The organism is Streptomyces albidochromogenes, assembly GCF_005981925.1.
GTDB classification, from domain to species: domain Bacteria; phylum Actinomycetota; class Actinomycetes; order Streptomycetales; family Streptomycetaceae; genus Streptomyces; species Streptomyces albidochromogenes.
On the sequence record NZ_VBVX01000239.1, the window covers coordinates 1 to 10,867 of the forward strand.

Below are 10,867 nucleotides of genomic sequence, written 5' to 3' on the forward strand. Positions count from 1 at the left end.
CCCTCCCCTCTCCCTACCCGGGCCGCGGTCCCGTCAAGACCCGGTGTCAGTCGTCGAGGACGGGGAGTTCCAGCCGGTTCAGCCGGTCGGTGTCGGCCAGGATGTTGATTTCGGCGATCCTTCCGTCCCGGAGGGTGAAGTGCATGACGGAGAACGTCCGCCCGTCCACCGCCGTGACGAGCCCCACCGCGCCGTTGACGAGCGCCGGCCGCGCGTACGGCGAGAACCGGGAGAACGTGAGCGCCTGCTCGACCACGGTCCGCGCGCCCCGCACGATCCTGGAGGCGTGGAGCGGCTTCACCGCTCCGGCGGTCACGAATCCGGTGTCGGCCCGCAGGACGACGTCCGGGTCCAGCAGCGCGAGAAGCGCGTCGAAGTCGCCCCCGCGCGAAGCGGCGAGGAAGGCGTCGACGACCTGGCGCTGCCGGCCGAGGTCGGCTTCCGGCGGCGGAGACGCCCGGACCCGGCGCCGGGCCCGGCTGGCGAGCTGCCGGGTCGCGGCCGGGGTGCGCTCGACGACGGGGGCGATGTCGTCGAACGGCACGGCGAACATGTCGTGCAGGACGAACGCCATCCGCTCCGCGGGCGGCAGTGTCTCCAGTACGACGAGGAGCGCGAGCCCCACCGAGTCGGCGAGCAGCGCCTGGTGCTCGGGGTCGGCCCGGTCGGCCCGGCTGACGACGGGGTCGGGCACATGCGCGTACTCGTGCACGTCCAACGGGTCCTCGCGGCGTGATGTGCGGGAGCGCAGCATGTCCAGGCACACCCGCCCCACGACGGTCGTCAGCCAGCCGCCCAGGTTCGCGACCTCGGTGGTGTCGGAGCGGCTGAGCCTCAGCCACCCCTCCTGTACGGCGTCCTCCGCCTCGCTCAGCGAGCCCAGCATCCGGTACGCGACGGCACGCAGATGCCCGCGGTGGGCCTCGAAGCGTTCCGCCAGAAGTTCGGAGTCGTCCATCGGTCACATCCTCGGGCGGGTTCCGTCGCGGGGCAACGGACGGAAAGGCGGACAGAGTTCCGGAGATCCATCATGCGGGCACGGCTGCGGAACCCCGCCGTGGCCAGGTGGCGGGCCCGGGCGGCGGGGGCGCGCCGCCCGGATCAGCGGCCGGACCCGCGCCCCTTCGCGATCCGTTTGGCGATCTTCCGGGCGTCGAGGGCCATCTCACGGAACATGCCGCTGATCGGGTTGGTGAACCCCGTGAAGTACAGGCCCGGCGCCTTCGGCGGCGTCCGCGCCCCGTGCACCACGGGCCGGCCCCGTCCGTCCAGTACGCCGAGGTCGCCGACCAGACCGTCCAGGGCGCGCCGGTATCCGGTGGCCGCGATCACCGCCCGCGGTGAGATCCGGGTGCCGTCCGCAAGGACGACCTTGTCCTGCTCGAAGGAGTCGACCGCCGCCACCGGCTCCACGGCCCCGCGCTTCACGGCGGCGATCAGTCCGGCGTCCTGCACCGGGATCGCGCCCTCCCGCACCCGCGAGTAGAGGCCGGTGGACGGACGCGGCAGGCCGTGTGCCGACAGGTCGGGGACCGCGAGCCGGCCCATCAGGGCGCCGGCCCGGTCCACCAGCCGGACCGGCAGGCGGCGTACGAGGATGCCGGTGGCCTGCGCCGGCCAGCCCGCCGTCGAGCGGCGGACGATGTGCGGGGCGGTGCGCACCGCCAGGCGCACGCGCGCCGCGCCGCCCTGCGCGAGGTCCACGGCGATCTCCGCGCCCGTGTTGCCCGTGCCGACGACCAGGACGTCCATGCCCTCGTACGGACGCGGGTTGCGGTAGTGGGCCGCGTGCGTGAATTCGCCGGTGTACGTGTCGCGGCCGGGCCACTCGGGGACGTACGGCGTGTGGTTGTAGCCGGTGGCGACCACCACCGCCGAACCGGTCAGCTCGCGGCCGCCGGTGGCGTGCAGCAGCCAGCCGCCGTCCTGCCCGGGGGCGGGCTCGACGCGGGAGACCTCGACGCCGGTGACGATCTCCAGCTCGTGGTGGGCGGCGTATTTCTCCAGGTACCGCACCACGTCGTCCCGCGCCACCCACCGCCCGAACGCGCGCGGCATCGGCAGTCCGGGCAGGCCGGACAGGCGCCGTGTGGTGTGCAGGCGCAGCCGGTCGTAGTGGGCCCGCCAGGACGCTCCGACCGCGTCGGACTTCTCCAGGACGACGGCGCGCACGCCCCGTTCGCGCAGGGCCGCCGCGGCGGCCAGTCCGCCCGGCCCGCCGCCTATGACGTAGACGGGGTGGTCGTGGGTGGTATTGGTCATGATTCGTGAGCCTAACGGCGCACCTCGTTGATGGGTCTCGGTCAAGACCGAAATCGGTTGCGAATCGGTCACGGACAGTCGCGGGCCCCCGCCCCTTGCGCGAAGCCCGCCCCGTCCGCTGAACTGACGTACCGTCAGATAGGTGGCGCGGGGGCGGACGAAGGGGTGGTGGAGCGGGATGCGGACCCTCTGGCTCGACGGCGCGCAATGGCTCGCGGTGCTGCGCGTCGGCCTCGGCCTGTGGTGGCTGGAGAGCTGGCGCCACAAGGACAAGAAGGGCTGGTTCGAGCGCGGCACGGGCATCGCCTGGGCGGCGGACGTCGCCCGGAAGCATCGGTGGCCCGCGGTGAAGCGCGGATTCGACACCGTGGTCGCGCCCCGGCCGCGCACGATGGCGTACGTCGTCGTCTACGCCGAACTCGCCCTCGGACTCGGCCTGGTCGCCGGGTTCCTGACGCCCGTCGCGCTGGCCGGCGGGCTGCTCCTGAACCTCCTCTACCTCGTCCTGATGATCCACGACTGGGCCGAGCAGGGGCAGAACGCCATGATGGCGCTCATCTCGCTCGTCGCCCTCTTCACCCTGTCCTGGCAGACGTGGTCCCTCGACGACGCGATCGGATGGCTGGGGGCATGAGCGCCGACGTGCCCGGCATCGACGCGTTCACCCGCCCCTACTGGGACGCCGCCGCCGACGGCCGTCTGCTGCTGCGCCGCTGCCGCGCCTGCGGCCGGCCGCACCACTACCCCCGCGAGTTCTGCCCGTACTGCTGGAGCGAGGACGTCGTGTGGGAGCGGGCGAGCGGACGCGCGACGCTCTACACCTGGTCGGTCGTCCACCGCAACGACCTGCCGCCCTTCGGCGCCCGCGTCCCGTACACGGCCGCCGTCGTGGACCTGGCGGAGGGGCCGCGCATGATGACGGAGATCGTCGGCTGCGCGGAGGCGGACCTGCGGATCGGGATGGAGCTGGCGGTCACCTTCCGGCGGGAGGGCGAAGGGCCGGCGGTCCCCGTCTTCCGGACGGCCGAGTCCTCCGGGGACAGGCAGAGCTGAGCGGTGGCCACGCCTTCGGTGGGGCCCGGCGCGTGGGGTGGCGTCTTCGTGCGTCGTGCGCGAAGGGGCGGACCGGCGCCCGTCACGGCCAGAGCAACTCCCTGACCCAGGCGTCCCCCTCCCGCCGGTAGCGCAGCCGTACGTGCCGTCGCCGCTCGTCGCCCTGGAAGAACTCGACCTCGCGCGGCTCCAGCACGTACACCGTCCAGGTCGCCGACTCGGCGTCCGGTTCGGCCTCCGCCCGCGCCCAGGCCGCCTCGCTCGCCCGCGCCAGCTCCTCCCGCGAGGGCAGCACCTCGCTCTGCCGCCCCACCAGCGCCGACGCCAGCGCCCCCGTCGAGCGGGCGTGCAGGTCGGCGGCGGCCTCTTCGGGCGTCCCGCCGGCGACCTGGCCCCGTACCCGGACCTGGCGGCCCTGGACCGGCCAGTAGAAGCCGAGCGCCGCCCGGGGGTCGGCGGCGAGCTGGCGGCCCTTGGTGCTGGTGGCGTGCGACGCGAAGTGCCAGCCCCGCTCGTCGGCGTCGTGCAGCATCAGCGTCCGCACGTCGGGCAGCCCGTCCGGGCCGACGGTGGCCAGCGACATGGTGTGCGGCTCGCTCTGCCCGGCCTCCGCCGCCGCCACGAACCACTGGCGGAAGAGGGGCAGCGGATCGGCGGGCGCGGTGTCCGGGTCGAAGGCGGGGAGGGTGGTGTCCCATACGCGCAGCGAGCGGAGGGTCTCGTGGAAGGCGGTCATCGAGCCATCATCCGCTCTCCGAGGCCGGCGCCACTCGAACGGGGTGGACCGGGCGAGTGACGTGAGGTGAGGCAGCTCGCAGTGCTCCGCCGGGACAACGGTTCGGCACCCTCGGCCGGTACGCCGCAGTGACCGCGCGTCGCCGCTACCGGCCCAGCACCACCGTGCCCGACGAGCAGAACCAGCCGCCCGTCCCGGACGCCACCGCCAGCTCCGGCAGGCTGCCGTCCGGTGTGACGACCTGGCCGTCGCCCGCCTCGCCGCGCAGTTGCCGTACCGCCTCCACCAGCAGGAACAGGCCCCGCATCCCCGGGTGGCAGGCGGACAGGCCGCCGCCGTCGGTGTTCACCGGCAGCGCGCCGTCGCGCAGCAGCCGGCCCTTCTCGACGAAGGCGCCGCCCTCGCCCTTCGCGCAGAACCCGAGGTCCTCCAGCGTCACCAGCGTCATGTAGGTGAAGGCGTCGTAGATCTCCGCGAGGTCGATGTCCGAGGGGCGCACGCCCGCCCGCTCGAAGGCCAGGCGCCCGGAGACGGCGGCCGGGGAGACGGTGAAGTCGTCCCACTCGGACATGGTGGTGTGCGAGACGGCGGTCCCGGAGCCCAGTACCCACACCGGAGCCTTGGCCGCGTCGGTCACGTACTCCTGCGCCACCATCAGCACCGCGCAGCCGCCGTCGCTGCGGACGCAGCAGTGCAGCTTGGTGAACGGGTCGGCGATCAGCGGACCGGACAGCACGTCGTCCACCGTCACCGGGTCGCGGAACATCGCGTCGGGGTTGGTCGCCGCGTTCGCCCGCGCCTGGACGGCGACCTCGGCGAGCTGCTCCAGGGTCGTGCCGTACTCGTGCATGTGGCGGCGGGCGGCCATCGCGTACTTGGCGACGAGCGTGTGCCCGTACGGGACCTCGAACTGGAGGGGGCCGCGCCCGCCGAACGACAGGTTCGAGGTGCGGCGCCCCGCCTTGATGTCGGCGCGGGCCGTCGAGCCGTACACGAGCAGTACGGCGTTGGCGTGGCCGGCGGCGATCGCGTCGGCGGCGTGCGCGGCCATGACTTCCCAGCTGGAGCCGCCGACGCCGGTCGAGTCGACCCAGGTGGGGCGCAGCCCCAGGTACTCGGCGACCTCGACCGGCGCGAGCGTGCCGAGGCCGGCGGAGGCGAAGCCGTCGACGACGGACCGGTCGAGACCGGAGTCGGCGAGGGCGCGGCGGGCGGCCTGGGCGTGGAGGGCGTAGGCAGTGGCCTCGTCGACGCGTCCACAGTCGGAGAGGGCCGCGCCGACGACGGCCACCTTGCGGGGGGAGCGGGGAGCCAGCATATATCTGACGGTACATCAGATACCGTCCGTCGCACCGGCTTCCGTGCGACGCGAGGAGGAGAGCGGTCGCCCCGCGCCTCTGTGCATCTCGCTTCCTCGCCCCTAACATGACGGCCCGTCAGACAGGGAGGGAGTTCCATGGACGCCGCCTTCACCGTGGAGCAGGAAGAGATCCGGCGCACGCTGCGCGAGCTGTTGGCCAAGCGGAGCGGTCCCGACGAGGTGAAGTCGGCCGTACGGACCGCCGCCGGGTACGACGACGGCCTCTGGCGGCAGCTCGCCGAGCAGATCGGGCTGCCGGGCCTCGCCCTGCCCGCCGCGTACGGCGGAGTCGGCTGCGGGACCGTCGAGCTCGCTCTCGCCTGCGAGGAGACGGGCCGGGTCCTCCTGCCGTCACCGCTGCTCGCCACCACCGTGCTCGCCGCCCCCCTGGTCGCCGCCCTCGGCACGGACGCCCAGCGCGAGGCCCTGCTCCCGTCCGTCGCAGACGGCACGCTGACCGCCACCCTCGCCGTACCCGGCGGCGGCCTGTCCGCGGCGCTCGGCCTCACCGACGACACCACCGGCGGCGCGTGGGCGGGCGGAGGCCGGTCCGGCGGCGTACAGGCCCGGCGTACCGGCTCCGGGAGGCCGGGCGGCACGTGGACCCTGTACGGGGAAGCGGCGCAGGTGCTCGACGGGCACAGCGCCGGCCTGCTGGTCGTCGCCGCGCACACCGGGGGCTTCGCGCGCGGCCGGACCCTGCTGTTCCTCGTACGGGCCGGGGCGCCGGGGCTGGTCCGCGTGCGGCGGACCACCCTGGACGAGACCCGCACCCAGGCCCGCGTGCAACTGCGCGAGACCGAAGCGGAGTTGCTGGGCGAGGACGACGCCGCCGACGTGCCCGGCGCGCTGGCGGACGCCGGGCGCACCGCCGCCGTCGTGCTCGCCGCCGAAGGGGTCGGCGCGGCCTCGTACGCGCTGGAGCGCACCGTCGACCACGTCAAGGCCCGTGAGCAGTTCGGGCGGGCGATCGGCTCCTTCCAGGCGGTCAAGCACCGGCTGGCGGACCTCTACGTACAGGTACGGGCGGCGCGTTCGGCGGCGTACTACGCGGCCTGGGACCCCGCCACCGGCGGCCTGGCGCTCGCGCAGGCCGTCGAGGCGCTGCGCACGACCACGGCGGAGGCCGTCCAGCTGCACGGCGGGATCGGGTTCACGTGGGAGCACGACGCGCACCTGTACTTCAAGCGGGCGGCGTCGGACGAGCTGCTGTTCGGCCCCGTCCACCGGCTGCGCGACCGCGCGGCGCGGGTCGCGGGTCTCTTCGACGGTACGCGGGAGGGGGACGCGGTGGCAGTCGCCGGTCCCGGGGTGGAGCGAGAGGTGACGTCCTGATGCCGCCCGGAACGCGCCTCGTGCAGAAGCTGTCGTCGACCCGCGCCTTCGCCCGGATCGCCCCGCATGTCGTCCCGGCCATGGACCGTGCCGTCCACCGCCTGACGCGGGGCAGGGTGCTGCCCAGCGCGCGGATGCTGCCCGGTGTGGTCCTCACGGCGCAGGGCGCCAGGAGCGGCGAGCCGCGCACCACCCCGCTGGCGTGCATGCCGCTGGAGCCGGGCGGCGGCTGGATCCTCGTCGGCAGCAACTTCGGCCGGCCGGGGCATCCCGCCTGGACCGCCAATCTCATTAAGCACCCGGACGCCCGGATCAGCTGGCGCGGCAAGGACATCGAGGTGCGGGCGCGGCTGCTGGAGGGCGCGGAGCGGGAGGCGGTGTGGGAGGAGGCGCTGAGGTTCTGGCCGCCCTATGCGACGTACCAGGCGAGGGTGGAGCGGCAGATCCGGCTCTTCCGGCTGGAGGAACGGGCGGCCACCGGGCCGGGGGACTCCTGACGGCGCCGGACGCGAGCGCGCCGGACGTGTGAAACCGCTGGAAACGCCGCAGCGGCGGACCGGTGCGGGCCCGCCGCTGCGCTGACAGGACTGGGGGCGACACCGGCTCCCTCGGGGGGCCGGATCGAGGGACGGGTTACGTCGTCCTACTTCGTCGGCTTCTTGCCGGTGATGCCCAGGTGGACCAACAGGGCGAGGTTGGGGCGCAGTTCGTTCTGCTTCACACCCCAGGTCTGGAAGCCCTTCTGGTGCGAGGCGACCGCCGCGAGCATCGCGACGAGGGAGCCGGCCATCGCGGCGGGGCTGACGTCCTTGTCGACCTTGCCCTTGGCCTGGAGCTCCTTCACCGTGTCCGTAAGGGAGTTGGTGACCGAGTTCAGGATCTTCATGCGGATCTTGTAGAACCGCTTGTCGCCCTCGGCCGCGCCGAGGTCGACGACCCGGAGGATGGCGTCGTTTTTGCGCCAGAAGTCGAGGAAGCCCTCGACAAGTTCCTCGGAGGTCGCCCAGCCCGCCTTGCCCACCCAGGAGCGGCCGGAGACGAGTTCGGTCAACCCGGCGCCCTCCTTGGCCATTTCTTCCGCGATTTCGAGGACGGCGCCCTCCACATCAGGGAAGTACTGGTAGAACGTCGCGGGTGAAGTGCCCGCCTTCCGGGCCACATCGATGACTTTGACGTCGCGGTAGGGCGAGGAGCTGAGCATCTCGCTGAGGCAGTCGAGCAGCTTCTGCCGCGTCGCCTGACCGCGTCGTCCGGCCACGCGGCCGTCGACGGTGCGTACTTGTCCTGTCATGCCGTCAGCTTACCGAGGGGTGATCGGAGCGCGATTCGGCCGACTGCAAATGGGGAACCGGCCAGCCCGCCCCGGCCCGGGCGCCCCTCACCGCCGGTCCCGCCGACCCGCTCCGGACGGCTCGAACCCGAATAGTCTTATCAACAGCCTGTGGACAACTTTGGTGGACAACCCTGCCCCGCCTGGCGCGATGCCCCGACAAGGGAGCACTTGTTCGATTTGTTTCCCTGCGTGGAGCGCGGGCGGCCGTTAGCTTGAGGGTGACGGGCGCCACACATCGCCCCGCCCTGCGCGACGGAAGGATCCGGGCCATGGCCGCATACACGGAAGGCATGCCGTGCTGGGTCGATGTGACGCTGGACGACGTCGAAGCGGGCAAGCGGTTCTACGGCGGGCTGTTCGGCTGGACCTTCGCGGATCCCGGCATCGACGACCGGGCGCGCACGGGCTGGTCGGGCAGGGCGGGGCAGACGGCGTTCGTCAACGCCCTCAGCGGCGGCAAGAAAGTGGCGGCCCTCGCGCCCAAGCGTGACGGCCGCATGCCCACCGCCTGGGGGATCTACTTCGCCGCCGACGACGTCACCGTGCTCGCCGCGCGGATCAGGGAGGCGGGCGGCCAGATGGTGACCGACCCGCTGCCGGTGCCCCCACTGGGCACGACGGCCGCGGCGGCCGACCCCGGCGGCGCGGTCTTCGGTCTGTGGCAGGCCGGCAGCCACGCCGGGTTCGAGGTGCGGGACCGGCCGGGCTCCTTCTGCTGGACCGAGGTGTACGCGCGGGACAAGACCCGTACCGACCCCTTCTACGAGAGCGTCTTCGGCTTCCAGGGCTTCGACCTGGACGAGGCGGGCGAGGACTTCAGGACCTGGTCCCCGGCCGGCGCCGACCCCGGCCCCGACACTGCCATCGGCGGCCGCAGTGTCATGGGGGACGCGTTCCCGGCCGAGATGCCCGACCACTTCCTGGTCTATTTCGTGGTCGGTGACTGCGACGGGGCCGCCGCACGGGCGGTCGAGCTCGGCGGGCGGGTCCAGGCGGAGCCCTTCGACACCCCGTACGGGCGGATCGCGGTGCTCACCGACGACCAGGGCGCCACTTTCGCCGTACTGGCGGAACTGCCCGCGCGGGCGGAGCCGGCCGAAGCGACCACGCAGGCCGAAGCGAGCGAGCCGGCCGGCGGGGCCGAAGCGCCTGAAGCGCCTGAAGCGACCAGAGCCGCTGAAGCGTCCGACGCGGCCGAAGCCGCCGGAGCGGCCGATTCGAACGACTCCTCCGAACGCGCCGATGTGGCCGAAAGTGACGAGGCCGACGAGCGCCCCGCCCCCGACGAGCCCCGCCAAACCGCGACGTAGCAGCGCATCGCCGACATTTTACGTCCGCTTGACCTGTCCGAATACGGGTGAGACACCCCGGTCCGCCCCCGGGTTCGCCACCATCGCCTCAGACAGGAAGAATCAGAGTGCGCACCGCTGGGTGGTGCCCAGTGGTGAGACGCTTCACGGGGCTGTGTTTGCGGCCTCGTACGGGGAGGTGGCAGGCAAGTTATGGAGCAGCTGACGCAGCACGACCCGCGGCGGATCGGCCCGTTCGAGGTGCTGGCACGGCTCGGGGCCGGCGGCATGGGGCTGGTCTATCTCGCGCGGTCGGCGTCGGGCCGGCGCGTGGCGATCAAGACGGTACGGACCGAGCTCGCCGAGGACCAGCTGTTCCGCGTCCGCTTCACGCGCGAGGTGGAGGCCGCCCGGGCGGTCAGCGGGTTCTACACGGCCGCCGTGGTGGACGCCGATCCGCGGGCGGCGGTGCCGTGGCTGGCCACGGCGTACGTCCCCGCGCCCTCCCTCGAAGAAATAGTGAATGAATGCGGGCCGATGCCGGCCCAGGCGGTGCGCTGGCTGGCGGCGGGCATCGCCGAGGCGCTCCAGTCCATCCACGGCGCCGGACTGGTCCACCGCGACCTGAAGCCGTCGAACGTCCTGGTGGTCGAGGACGGCCCGCGCGTCATCGACTTCGGCATCGCGTCGGGCGTCTCCAACACCCGGCTGACCATGACCAACGTCGCCGTCGGAACGCCCGCCTACATGTCGCCGGAGCAGGCGCGCGACTCGCGCAGCGTGACGGGCGCGAGCGACATCTTCTCGCTCGGCTCGACTCTCGTCTTCGCGGCGACGGGGCACGCGCCCTTCCACGGCGCGAACCCGGTCGAGACGGTCTTCATGCTGCTGCGGGAGGGCCCGGACACCGAGGGGCTGCCCGACGAGCTGCGTCCGCTGATCGAGTCGTGCATGCAGAGGGAGGCGGTACGGCGGCCCAGCCCGGCCGACCTCCAGGCGCAGCTCTCGCCGCACCTCTTCGCCTCGGGCGAGGACGACAGCGGTACGGCGTCCGCGTGGCTGCCCGCACGGGCCACCGCGATGATCGAGCAGCGCCGCGGCGGGCGCCCCGCGCTCCCCGGCGCGCCCAGCGCGCCGCAGTCCCGGGCGCACTCCACACCGCCGAGGCCGCAGGGCCCGCCGCCGTTCGCCCCGGTGGCGTCCCGGTCGGAGGGGCCCGCTTCCCCGTCCCCGGCCGCCGCGTACGCGGACGGGCACCCTCCGCAGGGCGCGCACGCCGGGCACGGGGCACCGGGCGGGCAGGCGCAGCACGCCGCCCAGCAGGGCGCGCTCAGGCTGCCCGGCTCCAAGGTCCCGATCGGGCCGGGCCCGCGCGTGGCCGACGGCCGTACCGCCGCCGCCGTCGCCGTGCCGGGGGAGCAGGCCACCGGGTGGATCAGGCCGCCGGCCGGACTGGGCGCCGCCGCGAACGGGGCGGGCACGGACGGGGAGCCGGCGTC

At 73.6% G+C, this 10,867-nt stretch carries 10 protein-coding genes and 1 pseudogene; 6 read left to right on the forward strand and 5 right to left on the reverse strand.

Going from position 1 to position 10,867, the window contains the following annotated elements; translation table 11 throughout:
* Nucleotides 1-46: 46 nt before the first annotated feature.
* The gene (gene sigJ / locus E2E34_RS25355) at nt 47-958 is read right to left on the reverse strand and encodes an RNA polymerase sigma factor SigJ (protein WP_138904235.1); all 912 of its coding nucleotides are present in this window, start codon (nt 956-958) and stop codon (nt 47-49) included.
* 143 nt (nt 959-1,101) lie between these two features.
* Nucleotides 1,102-2,262 carry a flavin-containing monooxygenase gene (locus E2E34_RS25360; RefSeq protein WP_138904236.1) on the reverse strand — a complete coding sequence of 387 codons (1,161 nt, stop codon included), beginning with the start codon at nt 2,260-2,262 and terminating at the stop codon, nt 1,102-1,104.
* Between the two features lie 178 nt (nt 2,263-2,440).
* Here E2E34_RS25360 and E2E34_RS25365 point away from each other — a divergent pair, with 178 nt between their 5' ends.
* Nucleotides 2,441-2,896: a DoxX family membrane protein gene (locus E2E34_RS25365; protein WP_138904237.1), complete on the forward strand. Its 456-nt coding sequence runs from the start codon at nt 2,441-2,443 to the stop codon at nt 2,894-2,896.
* Nucleotides 2,893-3,315 carry a Zn-ribbon domain-containing OB-fold protein gene (locus E2E34_RS25370; protein ID WP_138904238.1) on the forward strand — a complete coding sequence of 141 codons (423 nt, stop codon included), beginning with the start codon at nt 2,893-2,895 and terminating at the stop codon, nt 3,313-3,315. Before E2E34_RS25365 ends, E2E34_RS25370 begins: the two co-directional genes overlap by 4 nt.
* Before the next feature lie 82 nt (nt 3,316-3,397).
* On the opposite strand, the gene E2E34_RS25375 is transcribed toward E2E34_RS25370, so the two are convergent.
* Entirely contained in the window at nt 3,398-4,051 is a 654-nt protein-coding gene (locus E2E34_RS25375; RefSeq protein ID WP_138904239.1) for a pyridoxine/pyridoxamine 5'-phosphate oxidase, read from the reverse strand.
* 145 nt (nt 4,052-4,196) lie between these two features.
* Nucleotides 4,197-5,369, reverse strand: a complete 1,173-nt coding sequence (locus tag E2E34_RS25380; RefSeq protein WP_138904240.1) for a thiolase C-terminal domain-containing protein — start codon at nt 5,367-5,369, stop codon at nt 4,197-4,199.
* Between the two features lie 138 nt (nt 5,370-5,507).
* On the opposite strand from E2E34_RS25380, the gene E2E34_RS25385 reads away from it, so the two are divergent.
* Nucleotides 5,508-6,746 (forward strand): acyl-CoA dehydrogenase family protein, encoded by a 1,239-nt coding sequence (locus tag E2E34_RS25385; protein ID WP_138904241.1) that lies wholly within the window; start codon nt 5,508-5,510, stop codon nt 6,744-6,746.
* Nucleotides 6,746-7,243 carry a nitroreductase family deazaflavin-dependent oxidoreductase gene (locus tag E2E34_RS25390; protein WP_138904242.1) on the forward strand — a complete coding sequence of 166 codons (498 nt, stop codon included), beginning with the start codon at nt 6,746-6,748 and terminating at the stop codon, nt 7,241-7,243. Before E2E34_RS25385 ends, E2E34_RS25390 begins: the two co-directional genes overlap by 1 nt.
* 146 nt (nt 7,244-7,389) lie before the next feature.
* Here the strand turns inward: E2E34_RS25390 and E2E34_RS25395 are convergent, their stop codons facing one another.
* The gene (locus tag E2E34_RS25395) at nt 7,390-8,037 is read right to left on the reverse strand and encodes a TetR family transcriptional regulator (protein ID WP_138904243.1); all 648 of its coding nucleotides are present in this window, start codon (nt 8,035-8,037) and stop codon (nt 7,390-7,392) included.
* 311 nt (nt 8,038-8,348) lie between these two features.
* Here E2E34_RS25395 and kbpA point away from each other — a divergent pair.
* Nucleotides 8,349-9,146, forward strand: a pseudogene (kbpA, locus tag E2E34_RS25400) (AfsK-binding protein KbpA); the annotation flags it as partial.
* 435 nt (nt 9,147-9,581) lie between these two features.
* Nucleotides 9,582-10,867 (forward strand): serine/threonine-protein kinase (locus E2E34_RS25405; RefSeq protein ID WP_138904244.1); only part of this gene is annotated, 1,286 nt, incomplete at its 3' end.

Excerpts from the sequence above, each read along its gene's own strand:
- sigJ (WP_138904235.1), bottom strand. The coding sequence starts at position 958 with ATGGACGACTCCGAACTTCTGGCGGAACGCTTCGAGGCCCACCGCGGG.
- E2E34_RS25360 (WP_138904236.1), bottom strand. The coding sequence starts at position 2,262 with ATGACCAATACCACCCACGACCACCCCGTCTACGTCATAGGCGGCGGG.
- E2E34_RS25365 (WP_138904237.1), top strand. The coding sequence starts at position 2,441 with ATGCGGACCCTCTGGCTCGACGGCGCGCAATGGCTCGCGGTGCTGCGC.
- E2E34_RS25370 (WP_138904238.1), top strand. The coding sequence starts at position 2,893 with ATGAGCGCCGACGTGCCCGGCATCGACGCGTTCACCCGCCCCTACTGG.
- E2E34_RS25375 (WP_138904239.1), bottom strand. The coding sequence starts at position 4,051 with ATGACCGCCTTCCACGAGACCCTCCGCTCGCTGCGCGTATGGGACACC.
- E2E34_RS25380 (WP_138904240.1), bottom strand. The coding sequence starts at position 5,369 with ATGCTGGCTCCCCGCTCCCCCCGCAAGGTGGCCGTCGTCGGCGCGGCC.
- E2E34_RS25385 (WP_138904241.1), top strand. The coding sequence starts at position 5,508 with ATGGACGCCGCCTTCACCGTGGAGCAGGAAGAGATCCGGCGCACGCTG.
- E2E34_RS25390 (WP_138904242.1), top strand. The coding sequence starts at position 6,746 with ATGCCGCCCGGAACGCGCCTCGTGCAGAAGCTGTCGTCGACCCGCGCC.
- E2E34_RS25395 (WP_138904243.1), bottom strand. The coding sequence starts at position 8,037 with ATGACAGGACAAGTACGCACCGTCGACGGCCGCGTGGCCGGACGACGC.